Raw genomic sequence first — 24,630 nt, 5'->3', positions numbered from 1 at the left:
GGGAACAACCCCGCCTCCAGACACGGGACTGCGGCGAATAGAACCGATCTCGGCTCTGGACACTGGGGCGTGGCGTTGCACATTGTGACGGGACCAGATGAGAGACCACATGTTGCTATCGATTGACCACGTTCGGAAATCTTATCCCGGAGGGCGCCCTGTTCTGAATGATGTGTCGCTGACGCTGGAGCGGGGCCAGACATTGGCGCTGACCGGAGAAAGCGGCAGCGGCAAAAGCACATTGTTGCATCTGGTGGCTGCTCTGGATGGGTTTGATGGCGGCGAGATCACGCTGGACGGGCGCGCCATGTCCCGTCTGAACGACCCTGAACGCGCCGAGTTGCGACGCAGCGCACTGTCATTGGTCTTTCAGCAATTCAATCTGATCCCATCATTAACGGTTGCCCAAAACCTGTCGATCCATGCGCGGCTTGCCGGTCGTGATGACCCGGATTGGGTTGCGCATCTGACCGAGCGCCTTGGCCTCAGCGACCTGCAGGATCGTTACCCTGAGAAACTGTCCGGCGGCCAGCAGCAGCGGGTCGCGATCGGGCGCGCCATGGCAATCCGTCCCCGTCTGCTGTTGGCGGATGAGCCGACAGGCAATCTGGACGAAACCGCCAGCGCTGTCGTGCTGGACCTGATGCTGTCATTGGTTGCCGATACAGGTGCTGCGCTGTTGCTGGTTACCCACTCGAATGAGATCGCCAGCCGTCTCGACCGGCGCGCGCATCTGGCAGGCGGGCGCATCGTATGACACGCGCTGCGGTCCAGGCTCTGCTGTCTCATTGGCGGGCACATCCATTGCAATTGGCGACCCTTTTGACAGGTATCGCGCTGGCAACTTGCCTATGGTCGGCCGTGCAAGCCATCAATGCCCAGGCCCGTGCCAGCTATGAACGCGCCAACGCCCAGCTTGCAATCGGGCAATTTGACGAGCTTCGAGCAACCGGTACCACGATCCCCTTGTCGCGATATGCAGAACTCAGGCGTGCGGGCTGGCAGGTGGCGGCGGTCCTTGAGGGATCGTTGCGCATCGAGGGCCGCACGGTGCGCCTGATGGGCGTGGATATGGTCGCCTACCCTGCTCTACCCGCGATCACTCAGATCGAAGAAGGCGCAGATGCGCCCGACCCAGCAGATATTCTAACTGCGCCCGGACGGCTGCTGATGTCGCCCGCTCTCGCACCACTGTTTCAGACAGATGATGGCTTCCCGCCTGTCCTTACCAGCACAGCGCTGCCGCCCGATCTGGTGCTGACTGACATCGGCGTTGCTGAAAACCTTCTAAACCGCCGCGGTCAGATTTCCCGTCTGGTGATCCTGCCCAATCAGCCCCGTGGTGTGTCGCCCCTGTCGGAGCTAGCTCCCGAACTTCAGCGCATCACGCCGTCTGCGCAATTGGACACCGCACAGCTGACCGACAGCTTTCACTTGAACCTGTCCGCCTTTGGCCTTCTGTCTTTCGCTGTCGGTCTGTTCATCGTTCACGGCACGGTCGGCCTTGCCTTCGCGCAAAGACGCGGCACGATCAGAACCTTACGGGCGCTGGGCCTACCCATGCAAAGCTTAATCCGGATCATTTTATTCGAGCTGTTGCTGCTGGCCCTGATCGGAGGCCTCTTCGGTCTTGTACTAGGATATTTCCTGGCCGGAGCCTTGCTGCCAGACGTTGCCGCCACTCTGCGCGGCCTTTACGGGGCGCCGATTGACGGGCAAATGTCACTGCGCCCGCAATGGATTGCTGCGGGTTTGGCCATGGCCATAGGTGGCACGCTGGCGGCCAGCGGTCACGCCCTATGGCGACTTTCCCGAATGCCCATACTCGCAGGGCCCGGCCTGCAAGCCTGGGGCGGAGGCAAAGCATCTGCTCGGATCACCGGCGCGGTGGGTCTGGCATTGATTGTCATCGGCGCAATCGCATACTTCGCCGGCGGTGGATTGATTGCCGGATTCATTCTGCTAGCCGGGTTGCTGACCGGGGCGGCGCTGCTATTACCTCTTTTGCTATCAAGCATTTTGGCGTTGTTTCTTAGACGCGCGAAAACCCCCGTATCACAATGGGTGCTGGCCGACATGCGCGCTCAGCTTCCCGGTTTGTCGCTGGCGCTGATGGCCCTTCTATTGGCATTGGCTGCGAATATTGGCGTGGGCACGATGGTATCGAGTTTTCGTCTGACTTTCACCGGTTGGTTGGATCAACGATTGACCTCCGAGCTCTATTTGACTGCCCAAGACGAGTCTCAAGCAGCAGACATAACAGAATGGCTGGCCCCCCAGACATCAGCCATTCTGCCCATACGCAGCACCGAGTTGGCCCATGAAACCGGACCGCTGTTCCTGTACGGGATTGTTGATCACGAAAGCTATCGCCGAAACTGGCCCTTGATTGCTAAGGGGCCGGATGTCTGGGAAAACGTGCTGAGCAATGGCGCCGTTCTGATTAATGAGCAACTTGCCCGGCGCGCAGATTTGTGGCCCGGAGATAGTTTGACTATCAGCCCAAATCACATTCTGCCGATCGCCGGAGTGTATTCCGACTATGGCAATCCGACCGGTCAAGCCATCGTCGCCATGCCGTTGTTCGATCAAATCGCACCGGGTGTTGAAACCCGACGCTTTGGTATCCGTGTCGCACCGGATCAGGCCACCGGTCTTGCGCAGGCGTTACGTGAGCGGTTTGATCTTGCACCGAATGCGGTGGTGCAGCAGGCAGCCATGAAAGCACAATCGATGGCCATCTTCGAAAAAACCTTCGTCATCACCTCGGCATTGAACGTGTTGACCTTGGGTGTCGCGGGTTTTGCGATCCTGACCAGTTTATTGACCTTGTGGACTCAGCGCTTGCCTCAGGTCGCCCCGGTATGGGCCCTTGGCTTGACGCGCGCACGGTTGGCTCGGCTAGAGCTATTGCGTAGCGTCTTGCTTGCTGCGATGACGGCCTGTCTTGCTCTGCCGCTTGGGCTGATCCTCGCCTGGATTCTGTTGGCCGTCATTAATGTGCAGGCCTTCGGTTGGCGCCTGCCTATGCATTTATTCCCCGCTGACTGGCTGAGCCTGTTCTTGCTCACGCTGGTCGCAGCAGCCCTTGCGGCGGCCCTACCCGCTCTGAAATTGCTCCGCCTACCACCCGCCGATTTGCTGAGAGTTTTTGCAAATGAACGTTAAAGCGCTCATTCTGTTCATGATGCTCCCGATATCCAGCTGGGCGCAAGGGTATGCCGGGCTGGGGGGTGATGCTGAAGGCTTCGCGCGTCCTGAACCGGGCTATAGCTTTCAATTTCCAAGAGATTACGGTCCGCACCCTGCGTTCCGGATCGAATGGTGGTATCTGACTGCAAACCTCAAAGACGCCGAAGGCGGCGACTATGGCATTCAATGGACCTTATTTCGATCCGCTCTGAAGCCGTTCGAGCAAGGAGGTTGGCAAAGCCCCCAAATCTGGATGGGCCATGCTGCGGTCACAACGCCCGAAGCGCATTATTTTACCGAACGCCTATCCCGAGGCGGCATTGGACAAGCCGGTGTAACCGCAGAGCCGTTCGAGGCTTGGATTGACGAATGGCATATGCGCGGCGACGATTTGAGCGCATTGAGCCTAACAGCAAACGGATCGGACTTCGGCTATGATCTCGCGCTACAGGCACAGGGACCATTGGTCTTTCATGGCGATGCCGGTTACTCGGTGAAATCCGGGGGTGGACAAGCGAGCTATTACTATTCTCAGCCCTTCTACGCGGTCCAGGGTGTCCTGCATCTGCCTGATCGAGATATCGAGGTCTCGGGCCAAGGCTGGTTAGACCGCGAATGGTCCTCGCAACCATTGGCCGAAGACCAAAGCGGCTGGGATTGGTTTTCGCTCAGCTTCGATAACGGCGAAAAACTGATGGCTTTCCGCCTGCGCGGGGATCGAGGCGACTACACCGCAGCCACATGGATCGAATCTGATGGCCAAACGACGCCCCTGCCCAACGGATCAGTTGAATTGCAACCTCTTGAGTCCACGCGCGTTGCACAACGCGATATCCCAACCAAATGGCAGGTAAAGCTGCCGGATCGCGGGGTTGATATCGAGGTCGAAGCGCTGACACCCACGGCCTGGATGGGAACACAATTCGAATACTGGGAAGGCCCTGTTAAGGCCACAGGCAGCCACACCGGAAACGGTTATCTGGAAATGACCGGGTACTGAGGCCAATACATCGCAATTCTAACAGATTAGATGTGGTGCCCAAGGAGAGACTCGAACTCTCACGCCCGTGAAGGCGGGGGATTTTGAATCCCCTGCGTCTACCATTCCGCCACTTGGGCCACGATCACTGGATTAGCGCCCAACCGAGGGAAGGTCCAGAGGCAAAAAACAACCATCGCGCTGATTGTTTGGATGCCGGAGGTTGACGGTTCGACAGGTGCATGGTTTGGCTTGCAACAATCATAATCGGGATATTTGTTCTATATGTTAAGATCACTTTATGACTGGACGATCCGTCTGGCCGAACACCCTCATGCGCTTTGGGCCTTGGCCGTCGTAGCGTTTATCGAAAGCTCTTTCTTTCCGATTCCCCCCGATGTGCTGATGATTCCGATGATTCTTGCGCGCCCGACTCGCGCTTGGCTGATTGCCTCGGTTGCGCTGGTCGCATCGGTTCTGGGGGGCATTCTGGGTTATGCAATTGGCGCATTCTTTTACGAAAGCCTCGGACAGCCCGTTCTGGAAGCCATGGGCAAAGCCCATGCGATGGAAGAATTCAACACTCGTTTCAATGATTTCGGCTTCTGGGCCGTGCTTGCAGCGGGAGTCACGCCATTCCCCTACAAGGTTATCACCATCATGTCCGGTTGGACCGGGATGCCGCTGGGAACGTTCATCGCGACCTCGATTCTTGCGCGAGCCCTCCGATTCTTCCTTGTCGCCGGGCTGTTGTGGAAATTCGGGGAACCAATCCGTGACTTCATCGAAAAACGGCTGGGTTTGATGTTTACCCTGTTCATTGTCCTGCTGTTTGGCGGCTTTCTTGTGGTGAGATATCTATGACACGTAAGCAACTATTGGTTTTGATCGCCGCGTCCGGCTCAGCCGCGTTGCTGTTTGGGGCATGGGGCTTTCAGTACATCGGGGGGTTAGCACCCTGCAAAATGTGCATATGGCAGCGATATCCGCATAGTGCCGCCATTGTTTTAGGGGTGCTCGCTTTCGCGTTCCCGGGCATCCGACCATTGCCGCTGATGGGTGCTCTGGCCGCGGCCACAACAGCCGGGATTGGGTTCTATCATGCAGGCGTAGAACAAGGCTGGTGGGAGGGCCCATCCACTTGTACATCCGGCGATATCGGAGGTCTCAGCGCCGAAGAACTGCTGGATCAGATCATGTCCGCCCCGCTTGTGCGGTGCGATGATATCCCGTGGGAGATGTTCGGGATCTCCATGGCAGGTTGGAATGCGCTAATTTCGGCGAGTCTGGTTCTGATCTGGATTGCGGCCTGGCGCGCGCGCTAGAGGTTATTGCTGATCCAACTCGGCATCCCAGTACAGGAAATCAATCCAACTGTCGTGCAGATGGTTGGGCGGGAACTTCCGGCCAATATTCCTTAGCGCCTCGGCATCTGGCTGACGCGGCGGTTTGTTCAAGGACATACCGGCCTGTCTCAGCGATTTGGAACCTTTGCGCAGATTGCACGGGCTGCAAGCCGCAACCACGTTCTGCCAGCTTGTCACCCCACCCGCCGCACGCGGTACAACATGGTCAAAGGTCAGGTTTTCACGGCTGCCGCAGTACTGACATTTAAATTCGTCCCGCAGAAATAAATTAAAGCGCGTGAAGGCCACGCGCTTTCTGGGTTTGACATAGTCTTTTAAAACGACGACCGAGGGTATTCGGATCTCGGTACTGGGACTGCGGACAACCTCATCATATTCCGCAACGATATCCACCCTGTCGAGCCAAGCCGCTTTGATCGCCTCCTGCCAGGGCCACAATGACAAGGGGTAATAAGACAAGGGACGGTAGTCGGCGTTCAAAACCAATGCCGGATGGTGCTTGAGCGCACCGGTTTCCCTGACAAATTCGGTCCTGAAGTCTCCGTCCATATCAGAATCGCTCCTCGCTCTGCTCTGCCCGTTTGTGACATCAGAGCGGGGAACACCCGCCCCGGCCTTAAGTTAACTATATATCGTGTTAAATCTCTGACAAGTGCCGAGTTCACACAACATCTCGGGTATTGGTTAGGCCGAATCCGCAACAGATAAGTGACACTTATCCACAGGTTGCGAAGATGTGGCGCGGACGCTATGGCGGGGCATGTCCTGGTTCATCCGTTTCAACAAACCCTTCGATGTGTTGCCGCAGTTCACCGACCGCGCCAATTCCGACTCGCCGCGCAGGACGCTCTCGGATTTCATCGATCTGCCCGGCGTCTATCCTGCCGGGCGATTGGACAGGGATAGTGAAGGTTTGATGCTGCTGACTGACCATGGTCGACTGCAGGCGCAGATCTCAGATCCCAAGCACAAGATGGCCAAGACCTATTGGGTTCAGGTCGAAGGTATCCCCGATGCAGCCGCGCTAAAGGCTCTGCGCGACGGCGTTGAGCTGAAAGATGGCCTGACCCGCCCTGCTAAGGCGCGACTGGTCGACCAGCCTGATGGGCTTTGGCCGCGAACACCACCAATCCGTGTTCGTCAAACTGTGCCAGACAGCTGGGTTGAGCTGACGATTCGGGAAGGTCGCAACCGGCAGGTGCGCCGGATGACGGCAGCGGTCGGGCACCCGACCTTGCGCCTGATCCGTGCCCGGATCGGAGATTGGGCGTTGGATGGGCTGGCCCCTGGCCGTTGGGAAAGCCTGTCCATTCCAACCCTGAACACAACACCACAGCGCAAGCGTGACCGCCGCCCGCGCCGGTGACAAAAACTGCGTGATGTGATAGGCTTAGGGCATGAAGGTCACACCAGACATTCCTGCTCCATCGGCCATCCTGGAAGCCGCGCTCTATGTCGACGATCTGGATTCGGCCGAGGATTTCTATGGCCAGATTCTGGGCCTTGAAAAAATCCAGCGCGTCACCAATCGCCATATCTTCTATCGGATCGGCGGGTCCGTCCTGCTGATATTCAAAGCCGACGAGACCGAGAAACCACTGGGCAACCCCGATTTGCCCGTTCCCCCACATGGCGCGCGTGGCCCCGGCCATGTTTGCCTTGTTCTGACCCGCGATGAGATCGCGGCAATGCGTAAGCATCTGTTGAACTGGAACATTCCCGTCGATGCCGAATTTGACTGGCCCAACGGGGCCCGGTCGCTTTATGTACGCGACCCGGCGGGCAATTCGGTCGAGTTCTCAGAAGGTCACTTGTGGGATTGAAAGGCTAGCGCAGCGGCTGCTTTTCGCCCCCTATCACGCGGTAGATTTCGCTAAAGGTCACGCCAACCTCGCCCAGAACGGCCTGAAACGTCGCCATATGGGGCGTCGCGAAATGGGCCTCAAGTGCGGCTTGATCCTGCCACTCCTCGTAAACCCGAAACCGGGCCGTATGGCCCAGAATCTGACTGAACTCATAGATGAGGCAACCGGGCTCTTTCAGGGTTTCCGCAACCATTTCCTGCGCAGCGGCCGAGGCTTTCTCGACCCCTGCTTCAGAAACTTCCACTACTCCGGTCACGATCAGCATCAAATGCTCCTTTGGTAAACGCCTTTAGGTTAGAGGCTCAGCTTGTCCCGCATAAAGGCTAGCGCCACACTCAGCCCATCCGGTGCAATCCCATGGCCAGTGCCTTTCATCACGTGGGCATAGACCTCCTTGAAATCGGCGGCTTGCAATGCCTCGGCAGCCTCAGGCAGAGATTGAGGTGGCACGACATCGTCAGCATCCCCGTGCTCCAGCAGAATTGGCATACGACTGACAGTTTCATCTGGCAGCAGATCAGGCTCGAGCAATCGGCCCGAGAAGGCGACGATCCCGGCCACAGGGTCCTCACGACGTGGGGCAACATAAAGACTCATCATCGTGCCCTGGCTGAAACCAAACAGAACGACCTGCTCGGGCAAGACATCTTCGTCCACCATCAATGCATCTAGGAACGCGTTGAAATCCTCAACCGCCATTTCCATGCCTCGGCGGGCTTCTTCTTCCGAGGACCCGTCGATCCATGGAATCGGAAACCATTGAAACCCATTGGGCATACCGGGGATTTGCTCGGGCGCATCGGGTGCAACAAACAACGTATCCGGCAGATGTTCCCCAAGCGGATCAGCCAGACCCAGCAGGTCAGCTCCATTGGCGCCATAGCCATGCACGAACACCACGACCGAGCGTGTATCCCCCGAAACCGGCTCTTTCCTCAGCGCGTTCAAAACCCGTGTCATCTGATCCCTTCTCTGTCTTTTGCGACCCGGTAATAGGCCCACAACACGCGCGCCGCAACCGATCGCCAGGGCGACCACGCTTCAGCCATCTTGCGTAACTCTTTGTCTTTTGGTCGTTCTGGCAGATCGTAAAGGATGCGCGCGGCCTCCTGTAATGCCAAATCCCCCGGCGCGATGACGTCAGCGCGGCCCAGCGAGAACATTGCGTAAATCTCAGCGGTCCAGACGCCAATCCCCGGAACCTGGGTCAAAACCGCAACCACCTCGTCATCCGGCGCGTCACGCAGCGCGTCATAGTCAATCCGCGCCTCGGCCAGCGCGCGGGCATAGCGAATCTTCTGACGGCTGAGACCCACAGCGCGCAGATCATCATCGGTGGCCCACATGATCTTGCGCGGGCCGGTAAGTTTCGCCTCCTGCAACCGCTTCCAGATCGCATTGGCCGAGGCCACACTGACCTGCTGACTGACAATCGCGCTGAGCAGTTGGGCAAACCCGTCAGGCTTCCGCCGCAATGGCAAAGGACCGGTTTGCTCCATCGCGTAAGCCATCCGTGGGCAGGCCCCCGCCAGCCACTCGGCCCCTTCCGTCACGCAGTCCGGTGTCTCGATGATGCGTCCAACGGACATGCGCTCTCCGATAAGTGATCCTTGTCCGCACGTTAGGCGGATGTGCCGCATATGCAACCCGCTTGTGCCGAGTCTCAATCCTAGATAACCATTCGCCCATGACAATGATCGCTGCCACCCCCAACGACAGTCAGGCCAAACGCAACGTCGCCGTATTGGTGGCGGCGCAGGCGATTCTGGGCGCGCAGATGCCGATGATGTTCATCGTTGGCGGCCTCGCCGGGCAATCCCTGGCCAGCAATGTCTGCCTTGCGACACTGCCCATTTCGCTGATCGTTCTGGGATCAATGCTTGCGGCGACGCCGATCTCGGCGATCATGCAGCGCTGGGGACGCCGCGCAGGATTTCTTGTGGGATCAACCGCGGGTGCTGCGGGTGGCATCATCGGGGCCTATGGCCTTTATCTCGGCTCATTCCCGATCTTTCTGCTGGGCAGCTTGCTGACCGGTATCTATATGAGCGCGCATGGATTCTATCGCTTTGCAGCCGCCGACACCGCATCGGACGCATATCGACCCAAAGCAATTTCCTACGTTATGGCGGGAGGCCTTGCAGCTGCCATCATCGGTCCTCAGATCGTCAAGTTGACCTCACAGGCATATGTGGTCCCATTTTTGGGCACGTATCTGGCAGTGATTGCAATCAACGTCTTGGGCTCCGTGTTGTTCTTCTTCCTGGACATCCCGACCCCGCCGAAACCAACCGAAGACGAGCCCAAAGGCCGGACTCGACTAGAGCTGCTGAAAACCCCGCGCATCGCTGTGGCGATCATTTGCGCCATGGTCTCCTACGCTCTGATGAACCTCGTAATGACCTCAACACCTTTGGCCGTTGTTGGATGCGGATATACCGAAGGCGACGCGGCTGATATCGTAACCAGCCACGTGCTGGCCATGTATATTCCCAGCTTCTTCACCGGCCACCTGATCGCGCGGTTTGGGGTTGAGAAGATTGTGGCCCTCGGTCTGGCTATTCTAGGTGGCGCGGGCATCGTCGCCCTGCAAGGGGTTGATCTGGGCAATTTCTTCGTCGCCCTGATCCTGCTGGGAATCGGTTGGAATTTCGGCTTTATCGGGGCCACCAGCATGTTGGCAGACTCGCATGAGGTGCACGAGCGCGGACGGATGCAGGGCCTGAATGACCTTCTGGTCTTTGGCGGCGTGACATTTGCCTCTCTGGCCTCTGGCGGTCTGATGAACTGCTCAGGCGGTTCGGCCGTTGAAGGCTGGACAGCCGTAAACCTGGCGATGATCCCACTACTGACGCTAGCTGGCGGCGCGCTGTTGTGGTTGGTGATGCGGCCCTCGGACCCGCAAGCGGCTTGATTTCACCAGCGCCCGGTTGCGACTGCTTTCATCAAGGTAAACCTGCGACGAATCTCACCCTGCATCAACGCTCCTGCGGCCACACGCTCTGGCCGGGCCAATGCGGTTTGCAGCACCCACTCACTTTGCCACCCGGCATACAGCGCAGGCCGAGCCTGTCTCGAAACCTCGGTCCGCGCAGATCGCGCACGCGCCAATCGGTCCAGCGCCTTTTGCGCCAGCGCACGAACTCCGTGATGGGTTCCGTCCAACAAGGGGATGCGCCCCCGCGCCTCAAGCTCGGGGATCGCCCGCAGCCAGTTCGCAACGCCCACGGCATAACCAAAATCGCGTAACACGGCTTCATCAGAAGCCCCCAAAGCCTGCGCGGAAACAACCATCAGCGATCCAGCACTATGATTGATGTAGGCATCGAAATGCGCCCCATCCTCAAACGGATCACGATAGATATCCCAACGTCTTACAGAAATGTATTCATCCAAACTTGCCGCCAAATGCGGAGATAGGACGCGCGACAAAGGTGTGACGACCTCGTGCCGGCGCACGGTTGGGCCTTCAGCGATTTCCTGCAGCGCATCGCGCCACCATTGCAGGCGCATTTCTGCGATCATGCTTTCCTGCGTCACCCAAGGGGCACGAGCTACTTCGACGTTCAGCGCGTAAATCGGGAACAGAACCGCTCTAGCCTCGACCGGCGCGGCCATGGCCGCCATAAAGCGATCAGGATCGGCCCGATGGACAAGCGCTGCACAAGCCTTGATGTCGTCGTCGAATTCCACGTTATTCAGCAGCCGCTGAGTGCGGGGCGCAATCGCTGACCAGTTTCCACTGGATCGCATCCAGCAGCGCCTCGAACGAGGCATCAATTATGTTCGCGCTTACGCCAACGGTGGACCAGCGCCGCCCTTGCCCGTCTTCGCTGTCAATGATCACGCGGGTCACCGCCTCGGTCCCGCCTTGGGTGATACGCACCTTGAAGTCGACTAGCCGCATATCTGACAGTATCTGCGAATACTGTCCCAGATCCTTGGCCAGAGCCTTCGCCAACGCGTTCACCGGCCCCCGGTCGCTGCCGCTTTCGTCCAGAGACTCACTGACCGACAGCTTTTTCTCGCCATCCACTTTAACGACAACCACCGCCTCAGACAGGCTGACCATCTTGTTGTATTTGTTCTTCCGGCGCTCAACGGTCACCTTATAGCGCTTGACCTCAAAGAACTCCGGCAACTGTCCTAGCTCATCGCGGGCCAGCAGTTCGAAACTCGCCTGAGCCGTGTCATAGGAATAACCCTCGGCTTCACGCAGTTTGATCCGATCCAGAATGCGGCCCAAAGCCGGATCACCGGGCTCGACCGTCAAGCCCGCATCCATCAACCGCTTGCGCAGATTTGACTGGCCCGCCTGGTTCGACATCGGGATGATACGCGCATTGCCCACGCTTGCCGGGTCAATATGCTCATAAGTCGACGGGTCTTTGAGGATCGCACTCGCGTGAAGCCCGGCCTTGTGTGCAAAGGCAGAGGCGCCGACATAAGCGCTCTGCTTGCTGGGCACGCGGTTCAAAATATCATCGAGCATCCGGCTGATCCGGGTCAGCCCGGCCAATGCCTCGGGTTTCACGCCAATCTCGTAGCGCGAGGCATAGGGCTCCTTCAGGATCAGCGTCGGGATCAGAGCGGTCAAGTTGGCATTGCCGCACCGCTCGCCCAACCCATTCAGGGTGCCCTGTATTTGCCGCGCGCCTGCATCCACTGCAGCCAATGAACACGCCACCGCGTTTTCAGTATCGTTATGCGTATGAATGCCCAGTCGATCCCCCGGCAAACCTGCAGCAATCACCTCGGACACGATGCGCCCAACCTCAGCCGGAAGGGCACCGCCATTGGTGTCGCACAACACCACCCACCGCGCACCGGCTTCTAACGCTGCACGACAGACTGCGATGGCATAGTCGGGATTGTCCTTGTAGCCATCGAAGAAATGCTCGGCATCAAACAGAGCCTCCCGCCCCAGTGCCACGATATGCGCAACCGAGGCGCGGACATTCTCGGTGTTTTCCTCCAACTCGATCCCAAGCGCATGGGTCACATGATAGTCATGCGACTTGCCAACCAGACAGACCGCAGACGTACCGGCATTCATCACCGCCGCCAGCACATCATCATTCTCTGCCGATCGTCCCGATCGCTTGGTCATGCCAAAGGCGGTCAGGCGAGCAGACGTCTTTGGCGCAGCTTCGAAAAACGCACTGTCCGTCGGGTTCGCTCCGGGCCAGCCGCCTTCGATATAGTCCACACCCAGCGCATCCAAAGCCTGCGCGATCTGCACCTTTTCGGCGGTCGAGAACTGCACGCCCTGCGTCTGCTGCCCGTCGCGTAGCGTCGTGTCATAGAGGTAGAGGCGTTCTTTGGTCATCACACATCTTCCAATTTGTCAGCATCAAACCCAGCGCCCGGAACCAGTTCGACGTCCTCTTTGCTCATTCGAACTTCAAGGCCCGCCGCGACATAAGCTGCTTTGAGCCGGTCGACCTCCGAAAAGTCTTTGCTCTGCATTGCAACGGCGCGAGCCTCGGCCAGCCGATCTGCATAAGAGCTCAGATCCACAGTATCGGTATCTGCCCAAGCGCCCAAATCATCGGACAAGAGCCCAACAACTTGCGCACTTGCGAGCAGCCCGGCAGCGTCTCCTTCCGCAGCAAGCCGGTGAAGCTCCGCAATGGCACCCGCCGTGTTCAGGTCATCCCCAAGCGCGTCGATCACTGCCGGTGCCGCGCTGGCGGCAGGCTCGATGCCCGCTGTCAGCGCCCGCCATTTGCGCAATGTTGCCTCGGCTTCGCGCGCCTTCTTTTCGGTCCAGTCCATCGGCTTGCGATAATGGGTCTGTAGAAATACAAACCGGATCACCTCACCGGGCACGCCTTGCTCCAACAGGTCGTGCACAGTGAAAAAATTGCCCAGAGATTTGGACATTTTCTTCCCTTCGACCTGCAGCATCTCGTTGTGCATCCAGACCCGGGCGAACTCGCCCTCAGGGTGCGCGCAGCAACTTTGCGCGATCTCGTTCTCATGGTGCGGGAACATCAAATCGTTACCGCCGCCATGAATGTCGAAACTCTCACCCAGCAGCTCATAGCTCATGGCCGAGCACTCGATATGCCAGCCCGGACGCCCCCGACCCCACGGACTGTCCCAACCAGGCAACTCATCGGTTGAGGGCTTCCACAATACAAAATCCATCGGGTTTTTCTTGTAAGGCGCCACCTCAACCCGCGCCCCGGCAATCATGTCGTCAACGGACCGACCCGAAAGCGCGCCATAGCGGTCTTTCCAACTGTCCACGGCAAACAACACATGACCTTCGGCGGCATAGGCATGCCCCTTGGCGATCAGATCTTCGATCATCGCGACCATCTGGCTGATATACTCCGTGGCGCGCGGCATCGCGTTGGGCTCTAACGCCCCAAGCGCGCCCATATCGTGCAGATACCAGCCAATCGTCTCGTCCGAACGCTCCTGCACCAATTGCTCCAAAGACCCTTCGGCCCCGGCCTGTTTACGTGACAGTGCAGTGGCGTTGATCTTGTCATCCACGTCGGTGAAATTGCGCACGTATGTCACGTGATCAGCGCCATAGACGTGCCGCAGCATTCGGTAGAGCACGTCAAACACAACCACGGGCCGCGCATTTCCCAGATGGGCCCGGTCATAGACGGTCGGGCCACAGACATACATCCGCACATTTTCGGGATCGATCGGAACGAAATCCTCTTTCGTCCGTGTCCTTGTGTTGTGCAGTTTGATCGTCGTCATCGGGTCGTGCTCCTGAAACAGCATATACGTCACGCGTTGGCGAGGGCTTAGCAACTTGTCTCAGAGATGAAAACGAAAGAAACCGGCCCGCTTGAGAAATCAGCAGGTAATGCAGCAGATAATGATGCAGGTTCTCTGGTTCATGGCCTGTAGGTAGCATGAGTTCTCAGTTGAGCCAAGTCTTGAGTTTTTTCGGCAACATCGGCACCCTGCCCCTATGACCCGCGAATACATCAACTCCGTTTGTGTCGATCTGCCTGGTGCCGAGCTGTCCGACCCTTGGGGCGGTGGACACGATGCATGGAAAGTGGGCGGCAAAATGTTCGCCTGCGTAGGCGCTGTCGGAGATGGGGTTTCAGTCAAGACCCCGGATATCGAAACCGCTCAGATGCTGATCGACGCCGGGATTGTTACCAAAGCGCCCTACTTCCACCGCAGCTGGGTTCGCTTGCCGTGGGAGACAGATCCGGACGAGATGCAACATCGCCTGCTCGCCTCATATGACATTGTCCGCGCTTCTTTGACCAAGAAAGTTCAGGCAGGCCTGTCGCCGCGAAGTTGACGGTTAGATCAGTTGAGCCGAACCACTCATGCACAACAATTTAGAAACGAAATGTGGTGCGCAGATTGAACACATTTGAATCGAGGCTTCCCCCCGATTCCGGAATGTCATCAAAGTCCTGCCGCAACGCCTCGCCGCTGATGACAAATCGATCACCAAGCGGATAGGCAACCCCAATCCCGTAGACTGCTGCGGTATCACTGTCACCCGAGGTGCTGGCCCGCGCCGTTCCCACAACAACATACCCCAGCGTCGAACCAAAATCGTAGCCGCCCCGCAGTTTGAGCCGTGACATGCTGTCCAATCGGCCGTCAGACTGCCCAAGATCAAGGTTCAGGCGGTTGTATTCCAACTCACCGCCCAGCACGAAACTTCCGAAATCGTAGTCGTACCCGATCAGAGGTCCAAAGCTGGCACCACTGCCACCAGCGCCGCCAGACCCATCAACATCTGCATATCCAAAGCTGAAACCGGCATAGGCCCCTGTCCAGTCTTCTGCAACGACCGACCCGGCCCCTGATATCAGGGCTGCGGCAAGTGCGGCCGTCAAAGACTTCATGCAGACCTCCAATCATCCGTTGCCGGTTGGGCGCATACAAAGGACCAAGATCTGGTGATCTGTTGGCCCATGCATCTGCTTTAACAAAGGGTTCAAAACCAAATAACTATGCGTAGATTAACAGATTCTTACCCAGATGGGGAAAAAACATTTGAACACGAGGATTTGCTGCCGATTGAAATTGACGGACAGCAAAAGAAAACTACGACAGAGTCGCAAACAGAACAGATTGTCCTTTGACGCCTTGAAACAATGCCGACATCAAACTGAGGAAGTTGATGCACAACGAAGTTTGGAAAATCCGTCTGGTCAGCCGCACCATTGGTGCGGATCGCGGGCGTGCGGCACGAGGGCGGCCAACCTCGGTCTGAGTACACGCACCCAATAGGTACTTTTTCGACCGGAAATCAAACATGAACGAACAAACCCGAAATTCATCACGCAGCGGTGGTCGCGCCGCGCGTCGTGCGGCCCGTGCGTCGGCACTCCCTGAACATCTGCGCCCTATTCGGCCAGGTATGGAAGGTGGGACGCTTAAGGTACTGACCCAAGCACAGATCGAGCGTATCCATCAGGCCGCACTGACCGCGCTTGAGACCATCGGCCTTGCGGACGCGCCCCAGAGCGGCATCGACTACCTTGTGGCTGCGGGATGCTCGCTGGGCGACGATGGCCGCATTCGCTTTCCACGTGCATTGGTCGAAGACACCATCGCCGAGGCCAATCGCTCGGTCACGCTGTACAGTCGGGATGGCAAATCGGATCTGGAGCTGTCAGGCACCCGGGTCCACTATGGCACCGCCGGGGCTGCAGTCAGCATGGTTGATGTGCACGGCCAGGAATACCGCGATTCGACTCTGCAGGACCTGCATGACGCCACCCGAATCTGTGAACAGCTTGAAAACATTCATTTTGTTCAGCGCCCAATGGTGTGCCGCGACATTGCAGACAACCTCGAGATGGACCTGAACACGGTCTACGCCACCACCTCAGGCACGTTCAAACATATTGGCACATCCTTTACCGAGCCCAGCCATGTGGCCCCGGCCATCGAGATGCTGCACATGATCGCCGGTGGTGAGGACAAATGGCGCGAGCGGCCATTCATGTCCAACTCCAACTGCTTCGTGGTGCCGCCGATGAAGTTCGCCACCGAAAGCTGTGAGGTGATGGAAGAGTGCATCAAGGCCGGAATGCCGGTACTGTTGCTGTCGGCCGGCATGGCCGGAGCCACCGCGCCCTCAACCGTCGCTGGTGCAATCACTCAAGCGACGGCAGAATGCCTTGCCGGTTTGGTTTATGTAAACGCCGTAAAGGCAGGTGCTCCAGCGATCTTTGGCACTTGGCCCTTTGGTCTGGACCTGCGCACAGGCGCGATGTCAATCGGCTCGGGAGAACAAGCGCTGCTGACCGCTGGTTGCGCGCAAATGCACCAATTCTACAATCTGCCGGGCGGTGCTGCCGCGGGTGCTTCTGATGCGAAATTGCCCGATATGCAGGCCGGTTGGGAGCAGATGTGCTCAAATGTCATGGCTGGGCTTGCAGGCCTGAACATGGTGTATGAGGCCGCCGGCATGCACGCCTCTTTGCTTGGGTTTTGCCATGAAAGCTTGATCCTTAGCGACGATCTGATCGGGCAAGCGCAGCGCTGCGTGCGCGGGATAGAGGTAACCGACGAGACATTGGCGTTGGATCAAATGGCCGAGGTCTGCATGGGCGGGCCCGGTCATTATCTTGGCACTGATGCAACATTAGGGCGCATGCAGGCGGATTATGTCTATCCGACCTTTGGAGACAGATCGTCGCCGAAGGAATGGGTCGAACTTGGTAAGCCAGATCTGATCGAAAAAGCCGTGAAACGAAAAGAAGAGATTTTGGCGAACCCGTCACCGGCCAGATTCGATCCACTGCTGGATGCTGAACTTCGCGACAGATTCAACATTTACTTGCCCGCATAAGCTCTTGAATAAAAAGCGGCCCGAAAAATTCGGGCCGCTCGTATTTAATGTGGACTAGCCATCGGTTAACGGCAGCAGACCCGCTTGCTGGGCAATTGTGATCTCATCCTGGTCCAGCGCGCCATCGCCGTTCGCATCCATTTGGGCAAAGCCCTCTGCATCGACATCGGGCACCACGGCCTTGACCTCGTCGATTGTCAGAACGCCATCGCCGTTTACGTCAGCTGCGCTCTGTGCGTGCACCAAAGTTGGCAAGCCAAATGCCAGTGCCGAGATTACGAGCAATTTTTGCGGTTTCATGTTATGCCTCCTGATTAGGTTTTTCCTGAGTGTTTGCGTCCGGACAGGCGCCAGAAAAACGCCACTCACCTGAAACGTCACCCGCTCAGATTGATTTTGCTGCAGACGCGCCAATCTCTGCGTGTTTGCCCGAGTCGCATCTGCGGAGGCTTGCCGGGCGAAATGCTCAACACCGGTTTCGGCAACTCTTGCCCGATCCAAACAGAGGGATCAGGCAAGGCCTTGCCCAAAAACCGCGACTCGGACTTGAAAAAAGAAAGGGGGCCGAAGCCCCCTGTCAGTTTCGCCTTCCAGGCTCATTTCGTTGACCGCCCGGTGTTTTTTTGCCTGCGGCCTGGACTGCGCATGGGGCGAGCGCACCCGCCCCGTGAGAGAGTGGGAGGGAGCAAATATTCCGCCCCACCCTGTTCCCGGCCAACACGGGCATGTCGACCGAGTGGAGCGAGGCATCGAAGGTAAGTCTCAGCGCCTTGCTCCGTATTCGTCGGGGTCGGTGCTTGTGGCAGCGATCCGACCCCTGCACCCCGGGTTGCCGGGGCGCTAAACTCAGCTACACCCGCTTGTCGCGCCGCAGGTGTTGCACTTCATGCAGGTGCCGTTGCGCACCAGCGTGTAGTTTCCGCATTCCCCGCAGGGATCACCCTCGTACCCTTGCATCTTGGCTTTGGTACGTGCGTCCATGCTGGTTGCGACGGCTGTTTCAGCCGGTGCTTCGAACGTAGCTGCGGTTTCAGCCATGCCCGTCACGTCGGCTTGACCACCGTTGAAAACCATCAGATCCTGCGGCAGACGCTTGCGCAAATAGCCAGTTGAACTGATTTGTTTCAGCACTTCCAACGACTTGGTGGCCGCGCTTTCACTGATCTCCGAGACATTTGACAAACCGTCTTCTTCGCCTCGGCCCAGATCGTCGAACGTCGCGCCTTCGGGCTTCACATGCGCCAGATCGGTGCGGTCCAGATAAGACACGGCCAGTTCGCGGAAGATGTAATCAAGAATCGACGTCGCGTTCTTGATCGAGTCGTTGCCTTGCACCATCCCCGCCGGTTCGAACTTGGTGAAGGTAAAGGCATCCACAAACTCTTCCAGCGGCACGCCGTATTGCAGGCCAACCGACACGGCGATGGCGAAGTTGTTCATCATCGCCCGGAAGCCAGCGCCTTCCTTGTGCATGTCAATGAAGATTTCGCCCAGCTTGCCATCTTCGAACTCACCGGTGCGCAGATAGACCTTGTGGCCACCGACGATTGCCTTTTGGGTATAGCCCTTGCGGCGATGCGGCAGCTTCTCGCGGTGGCTGCGGATCATTTCCTTGACCACAACCTTCTCGATCACCTTCTCGGCCAGAACGACAGCTTTCTCATGCGTCGAACCGCTTTCCAGCACTTCCGCCGCCTCGTCGTCATCCTCGACCAGCGCTGCTGCCAAAGGCTGCGACAGTTTCGAGCCGTCACGGTACAGGGCATTGGCCTTCACACCCAGCGACCAGCTGAGTTCATAGGCCTTCTGGCAATCCTCGATGGTCGCGTCATTGGGCATGTTGATCGTTTTACTGATCGCGCCCGAGATGAAGCTCTGTGCCGCAGCCATCATGGTAATGTGGCTGTCAACCCCAAGGAAACGCTTGCCTTTCTTGCCGCACGGGTTGGCGCAATCGAAGATCGAATAGTGCTCTTCCTTCAGATGCGGTGCACCTTCCAGCGTCATCGTTCCGCAGACATGGTCATTTGCGGCGTCGATATCAGCCTTCGTAAAGCCCAGGTGCCGCAGCAGGTCGAATGTTGGGTCGTTCAGCTTGGTCGCCGGGATGCCCAACACGCCGGTGCAGAAGTCCTCGCCCAGTGTCCACTGGTTGAAGACGAACCGGATGTCGAACGCGCTTTCCAGTGCGGCATCCACCTTGGCCAGCTCATTGGGGCCAAAGCCGTGACCGGTCAGCGAGGTATGGTTGATCCCCGGCGCGTTGCCGATGGTGCCGTGACCGACCGCGTAACCCACGATCTCTTCAATCTGAGACGAGGAATAGCCCAACTTTTCCAGCGCAGAAGGCACCGAGCGGTTGATGATCTTAAAGTAACCGCCACCGGCTAGTTTCTTGAACTTGACCAGCGCAAAGTCCGGCTCGATCCCAGTGGTGTCGCAATCCATCACCAGACCGATGGTACCGGTCGGCGCGATCACGGTGGCCTGCGCGTTGCGATAGCCGTTCTTCTCGCCGAGGCTCAGCGCCTCATCCCAGGCCGACATGGCCAGATCCACCAGACGCTTGTCGGGGCAGTTTCCGTGGTCCAGAGGCACCGGCTTTACCGCCAGTTTCTCATAACCCTCGGTTACACCTTGCGCCGCGCGGCGGTGGTTGCGGATGACGCGCAGCATGTGATCTGCATTGCGCTCGTACCCTTTGAAGGCACCCAGCTCACCAGCAATTTCGGCCGAAGTCGCATAGGCCACACCGGTCATGATCGCAGTCAACGCGCCACAGATGGCCCGGCCTTCGTCCGAGTCATAGCTATAGCCCATGTTCATCAGCAGCCCGCCGATATTCGCATAGCCCAGACCCAAGGTGCGGAAGTCATAAGACAGTTTCGCAATTTCCTTAGACGGGAACTGCGCCATCGTCACCGAGATTTCCAGCGTCAGCGTCCACAGACGCGAGGCATGCATATAGTCTGCCGCCTGGAACTCACCATCCTTAAGGAAAGTCAGCAAGTTCATCGACGCCAGGTTACAGGCTGTGTCATCGAGGAACATGTATTCCGAGCACGGGTTCGAGCCGCGAATCTCACCATCTTCGGGGCATGTATGCCATTCGTTGACGGTGTCGTGGAACTGAATGCCCGGATCGGCACAGGCCCAAGCGGCGTGGCCCACCTTTTCCCACAGATCGCGCGCCTTTACGGTGCGGGCAACCTTGCCATCGGTCCGGTTGATCAGCTCCCAATCCGCGTCTTTCTCAACAGCGGTCAGGAACGCATTGGTCACACGGATCGAGTTGTTTGAGTTCTGACCCGAGACCGAGCTGTAGGCTTCCGAATCCCAATCCGTGTCGTAGGTCGGGAATTCGATGCTGTCGTGACCCTGACGCGCATAATCCAGAACGCGCTTGATGTAAGTCTCGGGGATGGCGATCTTTTTCGCCTCACGAACAGCCTTTTTCAGGCTGTCGTTCTTGTTCGGATCATAGGCGTCATCAGCAGCGCCGTCCCACGAGCGAATGGCCTCGAAAATGCCGTTCAGCATCTTCTCGTGCATCTTCGATCCGGCAACGATCGAGGCCACTTTCTGCTCTTCGATCACCTTCCATTCGATGAATTGCTCGATATCGGGGTGATCTGCATCGACGATTACCATCTTTGCTGCCCGACGGGTTGTCCCGCCTGATTTGATCGCGCCAGCGGCGCGGTCGCCAATCTTGAGAAAGCCCATGAGGCCCGAGGACTTGCCGCCACCCGACAGCGCCTCACCTTCTGCGCGCAAGTGGCTAAAGTTGGTCCCGGTGCCTGAGCCGTATTTGAACAGGCGCGCCTCGCGCACCCACAGATCCATGATGCCGCCTTCGTTCACCAGATCATCATCGACGGACTGGATGAAACATGCATGCGGCTGAGGATGCTCATAGGCGGATTTCGATTTGGTCAGCTTGCCGGTTTTGTAATCGACATAGTGGTGACCCTGCGCCGGCCCGTCGATCCCATAAGCCCAGTGCAGACCGGTGTTGAACCACTGCGGTGAGTTCGGAGCGGCGCGCTGAGTTGCAAGCATATAGCGCATCTCGTCAAAGTAAGCCCGCGCGTCTTCCTCGGTCGAGAAGTAACCGCCTTTCCAGCCCCAATAGGCCCAGGCACCTGCCAAACGGTCAAACACCTGCTTGGATGATGTTTCGCCATCAAACTCGGCATCGTCTGCAGGAACCGAGCGCCACAGGAATTCAGGAACGTCTTTTTCCTTAACTCTCTTCAGCTTGGATGGAACGCCTGCCTTGCGAAAGTATTTCTGTGCGATTACGTCGCTGGCCACCTGGCTCCACTTCGCAGGAACCTCGATACCATCAAGGCGAAAAACAATCGTGCCGTCGGGGTTCCGAATCTCAGAGGTCGCGGACACAAAATCCAGTTCGGCATATGCATCTTGTCCCGGTTTGGTAAATTTTCTTTCAATCTTCATGTCCGCTGCCCCAGCTTCGATCTGTCCAAATCTTCATTCTCGGCACTGAATTTCGATGTCGCGGGGTGCCGCCCGCTTTGCCCAACTAATTCAAGACGCAAGAGACCGGACGCCGCCTTAAGCCGCGCAGAACCCTAACTGCGGGTTCACGTCATACTGGTTTGTTATCCGTCCCTCGCCCGATGCCCTTTTCCGGTCATTGCCTACCAGATTTAGTGGCTCGTGTTTTGGCCTATACAATCTGACGTATATTCCCATAGTTGGTCAACGGGCTTTTTTGGTCATTTTCGGATTCTTTTAGCTTGACCCTTTTTGACGAACCGGCGGAAATTCGCCGGATCACGATTCCTCCACAGAGATGTCCCCGTGCGACACAGAATTTACCTTTGGCTTGTCAGGATGAATTTTCGTTTTTTCCGCCACAGTTAGAGGCAATTGATCATCCAATCCGGCGTTAAGGGCATGTTGAGAGAATCATCGTCACGACAACAAAGCGCATGCCATAGTCAGAAGACCACGACATTTCTGGATGGGAAAACTATTCAACATGCGTTTGATTTCGTTGTTAACTATTGTGGGCTTAATCGTGTCCTGTACAGCACAGGAAACCCCCGAAGGGTCACGCAGCGCCCAGTTCGCCGGATACCCACAGAGTCTGTTCAATTCGTTCAAAACCGACTGCGCTGGCCCGGGCGACAAGTACATCAAGAACGCAGCAAGCAGCTTTGAATGCCGCGAAACGCTTTCGCCCGAGGCAACAGCCTATTTGATTCTCAATTTCAATGGATATGCGCAAGACCTGCCGCAAATCGTCACGCGGCTCAGTTCAACCAAGAATCAAGCGGGGTACCGAGTCGATGCCGATCTGTTCTTCTTGGTTCCGCAGAAAGATGGCTCAACCCTGAGGATACCCATCGAAAGCGAAGAATTGGACAGGGATTTTTCCCGCCTCTACACCGACTATGGCGGTACGCCAGTGTAAGAGAAGGAATGGTCGGGGCGGCAGGATTCGAACCTACGACCCCCTGTACCCAAAACAGGTGCGCTACCAGACTGCGCCACGCCCCGGACCGTGCGCCTTCCTAAACGCGCCAATCTGATTTGAAAAGCCCTAACAGGGCCAAATTGCAGGACCTTGCGAAAAAACTTCGTGGCGCATCTGCGTTCCGGGCCGAATACCATAGCGCTCAGCGAGACCCGCATTGATTTCCAACACCGCGTAAACCGAATCTCCGCCTTCAATCGGGCTCAGATCTCCTGGAACCGCACCCTCATGAACGCGGGTCACAGTGCCTGCGCGATCAACAAAAATCATATCTAGGGGAATCAGCGTGTTCTTCATCCAAAACGCAACGCGTTGCGGGGGATCGAAGATAAACAACATCCCGGATCTGCCGGGCATGCTTTCGCGAAACATCAGCCCACGAGAGCGTTCTTCCGGAGTTACCGCCAATTCGATGTCAAATCGGACCTGGGCCAGATCGTTTCGCAATTCAACGCGGTCAGGTCGGCATTCGGCCTGTGCGATCCCACTTAACAAAAACGACAGGAACACCAGTGCCAAAGTCGTTCTGATCATTCGAAACCTAATCGTTAAGGGCCGCTTCCCAGGCCAGAACCTGCGCAGCCATCCGTCCGCGTTTACCGTCGATGACACGCATCGCCAACGCCTCGCCAGGCTGCAGATCCGCAAGGCCCGAACGCCGCAACACCTCGATATGAAGGAACACATCTTCGCTGCTGCCAAACACATTGGCAAAGCCAAAACCCTTACCCTTGTCGAACCATTTGACGCGCGCGGCCTCAAGTGGGGCGCTGCCAATCACGGCTGGATCAAGCTCGGCAAAATCGGCCAGCATCATGGTTTCTGCGCGCAAGGGCGGATCGACGCTGATCACCTCAACGGCCTGAACGCCGCGATCAGTTTTATGCGTCATGATCTCAATGCCGGCGCCATCAGCAACCGAGCTTTGGCCAAAGTTCCGCAGCACATTTACGTGCAACAGAATGTCCGGGCCGCCTTCGTCGGACACAACAAATCCGTACCCCTTAGCGGGGTCGAACCATTTAACGTGTCCACGGACGCGATACATGCTGTTCAGATCTTCTGGCACTGTTTTCCCATTACGATAATACGTAGGTCGTTAAGGGTTTGTTGTTTATGGTATTGGCCCGCAAATTCAAGCCGAAAAAAGCTTTTATCTGCAACCAGTTGCATTTCGCGACACGCGAACGTCATGGATTCAACCTCTGCACTTGCCAGTCGGAATCAACACTCGGTCGTTTCCACTGAAACCGGTCATGCAACCTGAAGGCGCCATCGGCCCAGAATTCTATCTCGACAGGCGAGATTCTATATCCTCCCCAAAAATCGGGGCGCGGTGGATTGGTTCCCAGTTTCGCAGTCACCTTCGCCACCTCAGCCATCAACGTCGCGCGACTATCCAAAGGCTCTGACTGGCGCGATGCCCACGCACCTAAACGGCTTTTGAGCGAGCGCGATGTATAATATTCGTCGGCCTTCAGCCCATCCTCTTTGGTTATCATACCACGAACACGTATTTGACGCCGCAAAGATTTCCAATGCATCACAAATGCAGCTTTGTGGGCACTATCCAACTCCTGCGCCTTGGCGCTGTGATAGTTTGTATAAAAGACAAATGCTTCTTTTTCGATCTCTTTCAAGAGGACCATGCGCGCATTTGGCAAGCCTTGCGAATCCACGGTTGCCAGCGCAATCGCGTTCGGATCATTCGGTTCGTTTTTCTCTGCCTCAGCCAGCCACCGACCCGCTATTTCGAACGGATCCGCCCCGGCGAAGATGCCATTATGCTCGTTCATTTCCATCCCCTGGAAATAATTAACCCGACCCTAAGGCGAGAACCCGCTGCGGGCAAGAGCGCATGGCCTTGAAGCAGGACAATCAATGGCATAAACCAACCAAACACAATGCGACGA

General features: G+C 57.3%; 24 protein-coding genes and 2 tRNA genes. 11 read left to right on the top strand and 15 right to left on the bottom strand.

All coding sequences use genetic code 11. The annotated features are described in order from the left end of the window. Window positions 1–109: 109 nt before the first annotated feature. From ACR0NN_RS01245 to ACR0NN_RS01235, 3 genes are read left to right on the top strand one after another with little or no spacing between them, the layout of a single operon-like run. A complete protein-coding gene (locus ACR0NN_RS01245; RefSeq protein WP_170718914.1) occupies window positions 110–757 on the top strand; it encodes an ABC transporter ATP-binding protein in 648 nt (215 codons plus the stop codon). Then, window positions 754–3,168, top strand: a complete 2,415-nt coding sequence (locus ACR0NN_RS01240) for an FtsX-like permease family protein (RefSeq protein ID WP_170718912.1) — start codon at window positions 754–756, stop codon at window positions 3,166–3,168. Before ACR0NN_RS01245 ends, ACR0NN_RS01240 begins: the two co-directional genes overlap by 4 nt. Then, window positions 3,158–4,192 carry a lipocalin-like domain-containing protein gene (locus ACR0NN_RS01235; protein ID WP_170718910.1) on the top strand — a complete coding sequence of 345 codons (1,035 nt, stop codon included), beginning with the start codon at window positions 3,158–3,160 and terminating at the stop codon, window positions 4,190–4,192. The genes ACR0NN_RS01240 and ACR0NN_RS01235 overlap by 11 nt, the downstream gene beginning before the upstream one ends. Window positions 4,193–4,225: 33 nt before the next feature. Here the strand turns inward: ACR0NN_RS01235 and ACR0NN_RS01230 are convergent. Beyond that, window positions 4,226–4,311: transfer RNA gene (locus ACR0NN_RS01230), tRNA-Leu, on the bottom strand. Between the two features lie 145 nt (window positions 4,312–4,456). Here ACR0NN_RS01230 and ACR0NN_RS01225 point away from each other — a divergent pair. Beyond that, window positions 4,457–5,035 carry a YqaA family protein gene (locus tag ACR0NN_RS01225; RefSeq protein ID WP_170718906.1) on the top strand — a complete coding sequence of 193 codons (579 nt, stop codon included), beginning with the start codon at window positions 4,457–4,459 and terminating at the stop codon, window positions 5,033–5,035. Continuing rightward, the gene (locus ACR0NN_RS01220) at window positions 5,032–5,496 is read left to right on the top strand and encodes a disulfide bond formation protein B (RefSeq protein ID WP_170718904.1); all 465 of its coding nucleotides are present in this window, start codon (window positions 5,032–5,034) and stop codon (window positions 5,494–5,496) included. Before ACR0NN_RS01225 ends, ACR0NN_RS01220 begins: the two co-directional genes overlap by 4 nt. 3 nt (window positions 5,497–5,499) lie before the next feature. Here ACR0NN_RS01220 and ACR0NN_RS01215 read toward each other — a convergent pair whose 3' ends face one another. Then, complete coding sequence (locus ACR0NN_RS01215) at window positions 5,500–6,087, bottom strand: HNH endonuclease (protein ID WP_170683741.1); 588 nt, start codon at window positions 6,085–6,087, stop codon at window positions 5,500–5,502. A gap of 211 nt (window positions 6,088–6,298) precedes the next feature. Here ACR0NN_RS01215 and ACR0NN_RS01210 point away from each other — a divergent pair, with 211 nt between their 5' ends. Continuing rightward, window positions 6,299–6,904 carry a pseudouridine synthase gene (locus ACR0NN_RS01210; RefSeq protein WP_170718902.1) on the top strand — a complete coding sequence of 202 codons (606 nt, stop codon included), beginning with the start codon at window positions 6,299–6,301 and terminating at the stop codon, window positions 6,902–6,904. Between the two features lie 31 nt (window positions 6,905–6,935). Further along, window positions 6,936–7,361 (top strand): VOC family protein, encoded by a 426-nt coding sequence (locus tag ACR0NN_RS01205; protein WP_480683735.1) that lies wholly within the window; start codon window positions 6,936–6,938, stop codon window positions 7,359–7,361. A 4-nt stretch (window positions 7,362–7,365) separates the two neighbouring features. Here the strand turns inward: ACR0NN_RS01205 and ACR0NN_RS01200 are convergent, their stop codons facing one another. Genes ACR0NN_RS01200 through ACR0NN_RS01190 form a run of 3 tightly spaced genes read right to left on the bottom strand, consistent with a single transcriptional unit; the run spans window position 7,366 to window position 8,992 of the window. Next, on the bottom strand, window positions 7,366–7,668 hold the full coding sequence (locus tag ACR0NN_RS01200; RefSeq protein WP_170718898.1) for a putative quinol monooxygenase: 303 nt from the start codon (window positions 7,666–7,668) through the stop codon (window positions 7,366–7,368). 29 nt (window positions 7,669–7,697) lie between these two features. After that, on the bottom strand, window positions 7,698–8,363 hold the full coding sequence (locus ACR0NN_RS01195; RefSeq protein ID WP_170718896.1) for an alpha/beta fold hydrolase: 666 nt from the start codon (window positions 8,361–8,363) through the stop codon (window positions 7,698–7,700). Continuing rightward, on the bottom strand, window positions 8,360–8,992 hold the full coding sequence (locus tag ACR0NN_RS01190; protein ID WP_170718894.1) for a DNA-3-methyladenine glycosylase 2 family protein: 633 nt from the start codon (window positions 8,990–8,992) through the stop codon (window positions 8,360–8,362). Before ACR0NN_RS01190 ends, ACR0NN_RS01195 begins: the two co-directional genes overlap by 4 nt. A 98-nt stretch (window positions 8,993–9,090) precedes the next feature. Here ACR0NN_RS01190 and ACR0NN_RS01185 point away from each other — a divergent pair, with 98 nt between their 5' ends. Beyond that, the gene (locus ACR0NN_RS01185) at window positions 9,091–10,317 is read left to right on the top strand and encodes an MFS transporter (protein WP_170718892.1); all 1,227 of its coding nucleotides are present in this window, start codon (window positions 9,091–9,093) and stop codon (window positions 10,315–10,317) included. 2 nt (window positions 10,318–10,319) lie between these two features. Here the strand turns inward: ACR0NN_RS01185 and ACR0NN_RS01180 are convergent, their stop codons facing one another. The 3 genes from ACR0NN_RS01180 to cysS are packed head-to-tail and all read right to left on the bottom strand — an operon-like array spanning window position 10,320 to window position 14,129. Continuing rightward, window positions 10,320–11,096 (bottom strand): squalene/phytoene synthase family protein, encoded by a 777-nt coding sequence (locus ACR0NN_RS01180; protein WP_170718889.1) that lies wholly within the window; start codon window positions 11,094–11,096, stop codon window positions 10,320–10,322. Between the two features lies 1 nt (window position 11,097). Then, on the bottom strand, window positions 11,098–12,732 hold the full coding sequence (gene cimA / locus ACR0NN_RS01175; RefSeq protein ID WP_170718887.1) for a citramalate synthase: 1,635 nt from the start codon (window positions 12,730–12,732) through the stop codon (window positions 11,098–11,100). Continuing rightward, complete coding sequence (gene cysS, locus ACR0NN_RS01170; protein ID WP_170718885.1) at window positions 12,732–14,129, bottom strand: cysteine--tRNA ligase; 1,398 nt, start codon at window positions 14,127–14,129, stop codon at window positions 12,732–12,734. The genes cimA and cysS overlap by 1 nt, the downstream gene beginning before the upstream one ends. A gap of 217 nt (window positions 14,130–14,346) precedes the next feature. Between cysS and ACR0NN_RS01165 the strand changes: the two genes are divergently transcribed. Next, the gene (locus tag ACR0NN_RS01165) at window positions 14,347–14,691 is read left to right on the top strand and encodes an MmcQ/YjbR family DNA-binding protein (RefSeq protein ID WP_170718883.1); all 345 of its coding nucleotides are present in this window, start codon (window positions 14,347–14,349) and stop codon (window positions 14,689–14,691) included. Between the two features lie 40 nt (window positions 14,692–14,731). Here ACR0NN_RS01165 and ACR0NN_RS01160 read toward each other — a convergent pair whose 3' ends face one another. Next, window positions 14,732–15,250: an outer membrane beta-barrel protein gene (locus ACR0NN_RS01160; protein ID WP_170718880.1), complete on the bottom strand. Its 519-nt coding sequence runs from the start codon at window positions 15,248–15,250 to the stop codon at window positions 14,732–14,734. A gap of 413 nt (window positions 15,251–15,663) precedes the next feature. Between ACR0NN_RS01160 and ACR0NN_RS01155 the strand changes: the two genes are divergently transcribed. Next, window positions 15,664–17,208, top strand: a complete 1,545-nt coding sequence (locus ACR0NN_RS01155) for a trimethylamine methyltransferase family protein (RefSeq protein WP_170718878.1) — start codon at window positions 15,664–15,666, stop codon at window positions 17,206–17,208. Window positions 17,209–17,262: 54 nt separating this feature from the next. On the opposite strand, the gene ACR0NN_RS01150 is transcribed toward ACR0NN_RS01155, so the two are convergent. After that, entirely contained in the window at window positions 17,263–17,508 is a 246-nt protein-coding gene (locus tag ACR0NN_RS01150) for a CREC-EF hand family protein (RefSeq protein ID WP_170683729.1), read from the bottom strand. A gap of 546 nt (window positions 17,509–18,054) precedes the next feature. Then, complete coding sequence (locus ACR0NN_RS01145) at window positions 18,055–21,672, bottom strand: vitamin B12-dependent ribonucleotide reductase (protein ID WP_170718876.1); 3,618 nt, start codon at window positions 21,670–21,672, stop codon at window positions 18,055–18,057. A 547-nt stretch (window positions 21,673–22,219) separates the two neighbouring features. On the opposite strand from ACR0NN_RS01145, the gene ACR0NN_RS01140 reads away from it, so the two are divergent. Continuing rightward, on the top strand, window positions 22,220–22,654 hold the full coding sequence (locus ACR0NN_RS01140) for a hypothetical protein (RefSeq protein ID WP_170683727.1): 435 nt from the start codon (window positions 22,220–22,222) through the stop codon (window positions 22,652–22,654). 9 nt (window positions 22,655–22,663) lie between these two features. Here the strand turns inward: ACR0NN_RS01140 and ACR0NN_RS01135 are convergent. The 4 genes from ACR0NN_RS01135 to pdxH all read right to left on the bottom strand — a co-directional run bounded on the left by ACR0NN_RS01135 (window position 22,664) and on the right by pdxH (window position 24,513). Next, window positions 22,664–22,740 (bottom strand) — tRNA-Pro (locus tag ACR0NN_RS01135). Between the two features lie 43 nt (window positions 22,741–22,783). Beyond that, window positions 22,784–23,251, bottom strand: a complete 468-nt coding sequence (locus tag ACR0NN_RS01130) for a DUF192 domain-containing protein (protein ID WP_170718874.1) — start codon at window positions 23,249–23,251, stop codon at window positions 22,784–22,786. Window positions 23,252–23,258: 7 nt separating this feature from the next. Further along, window positions 23,259–23,786, bottom strand: coding sequence for a cold shock domain-containing protein (locus ACR0NN_RS01125; RefSeq protein ID WP_170718871.1), 528 nt, complete (start codon window positions 23,784–23,786; stop codon window positions 23,259–23,261). A 121-nt stretch (window positions 23,787–23,907) separates the two neighbouring features. Continuing rightward, window positions 23,908–24,513, bottom strand: coding sequence for a pyridoxamine 5'-phosphate oxidase (pdxH, locus tag ACR0NN_RS01120; RefSeq protein WP_170718869.1), 606 nt, complete (start codon window positions 24,511–24,513; stop codon window positions 23,908–23,910). Between the last annotated feature and the right edge of the window lie 117 nt (window positions 24,514–24,630).

This window comes from Ruegeria sp. BA2, from assembly GCF_056539605.1.
The sequence above is the reverse complement of the archived record's forward strand: the minus strand, read 5'-3'. Positions and strand labels throughout refer to the sequence as shown.

What these genes read in the sequence shown, in the direction of transcription:
- ACR0NN_RS01160 (WP_170718880.1), bottom strand. Translation starts at nt 15,250, where the DNA reads ATGAAGTCTTTGACGGCCGCACTTGCCGCAGCCCTGATATCAGGGGCC.
- ACR0NN_RS01220 (WP_170718904.1), top strand. Translation starts at nt 5,032, where the DNA reads ATGACACGTAAGCAACTATTGGTTTTGATCGCCGCGTCCGGCTCAGCC.
- ACR0NN_RS01155 (WP_170718878.1), top strand. Translation starts at nt 15,664, where the DNA reads ATGAACGAACAAACCCGAAATTCATCACGCAGCGGTGGTCGCGCCGCG.
- ACR0NN_RS01195 (WP_170718896.1), bottom strand. Translation starts at nt 8,363, where the DNA reads ATGACACGGGTTTTGAACGCGCTGAGGAAAGAGCCGGTTTCGGGGGAT.
- ACR0NN_RS01140 (WP_170683727.1), top strand. Translation starts at nt 22,220, where the DNA reads ATGCGTTTGATTTCGTTGTTAACTATTGTGGGCTTAATCGTGTCCTGT.
- ACR0NN_RS01215 (WP_170683741.1), bottom strand. Translation starts at nt 6,087, where the DNA reads ATGGACGGAGACTTCAGGACCGAATTTGTCAGGGAAACCGGTGCGCTC.
- ACR0NN_RS01240 (WP_170718912.1), top strand. Translation starts at nt 754, where the DNA reads ATGACACGCGCTGCGGTCCAGGCTCTGCTGTCTCATTGGCGGGCACAT.
- ACR0NN_RS01185 (WP_170718892.1), top strand. Translation starts at nt 9,091, where the DNA reads ATGACAATGATCGCTGCCACCCCCAACGACAGTCAGGCCAAACGCAAC.
- cimA (WP_170718887.1), bottom strand. Translation starts at nt 12,732, where the DNA reads ATGACCAAAGAACGCCTCTACCTCTATGACACGACGCTACGCGACGGG.
- ACR0NN_RS01165 (WP_170718883.1), top strand. Translation starts at nt 14,347, where the DNA reads ATGACCCGCGAATACATCAACTCCGTTTGTGTCGATCTGCCTGGTGCC.
- ACR0NN_RS01130 (WP_170718874.1), bottom strand. Translation starts at nt 23,251, where the DNA reads ATGATCAGAACGACTTTGGCACTGGTGTTCCTGTCGTTTTTGTTAAGT.
- ACR0NN_RS01150 (WP_170683729.1), bottom strand. Translation starts at nt 17,508, where the DNA reads ATGAAACCGCAAAAATTGCTCGTAATCTCGGCACTGGCATTTGGCTTG.
- cysS (WP_170718885.1), bottom strand. Translation starts at nt 14,129, where the DNA reads ATGACGACGATCAAACTGCACAACACAAGGACACGGACGAAAGAGGAT.
- ACR0NN_RS01200 (WP_170718898.1), bottom strand. Translation starts at nt 7,668, where the DNA reads ATGCTGATCGTGACCGGAGTAGTGGAAGTTTCTGAAGCAGGGGTCGAG.
- ACR0NN_RS01190 (WP_170718894.1), bottom strand. Translation starts at nt 8,992, where the DNA reads ATGTCCGTTGGACGCATCATCGAGACACCGGACTGCGTGACGGAAGGG.
- ACR0NN_RS01235 (WP_170718910.1), top strand. Translation starts at nt 3,158, where the DNA reads ATGAACGTTAAAGCGCTCATTCTGTTCATGATGCTCCCGATATCCAGC.
- ACR0NN_RS01225 (WP_170718906.1), top strand. Translation starts at nt 4,457, where the DNA reads ATGTTAAGATCACTTTATGACTGGACGATCCGTCTGGCCGAACACCCT.
- ACR0NN_RS01205 (WP_480683735.1), top strand. Translation starts at nt 6,936, where the DNA reads ATGAAGGTCACACCAGACATTCCTGCTCCATCGGCCATCCTGGAAGCC.
- ACR0NN_RS01245 (WP_170718914.1), top strand. Translation starts at nt 110, where the DNA reads ATGTTGCTATCGATTGACCACGTTCGGAAATCTTATCCCGGAGGGCGC.
- ACR0NN_RS01210 (WP_170718902.1), top strand. Translation starts at nt 6,299, where the DNA reads ATGTCCTGGTTCATCCGTTTCAACAAACCCTTCGATGTGTTGCCGCAG.
- ACR0NN_RS01145 (WP_170718876.1), bottom strand. Translation starts at nt 21,672, where the DNA reads ATGAAGATTGAAAGAAAATTTACCAAACCGGGACAAGATGCATATGCC.
- pdxH (WP_170718869.1), bottom strand. Translation starts at nt 24,513, where the DNA reads ATGAACGAGCATAATGGCATCTTCGCCGGGGCGGATCCGTTCGAAATA.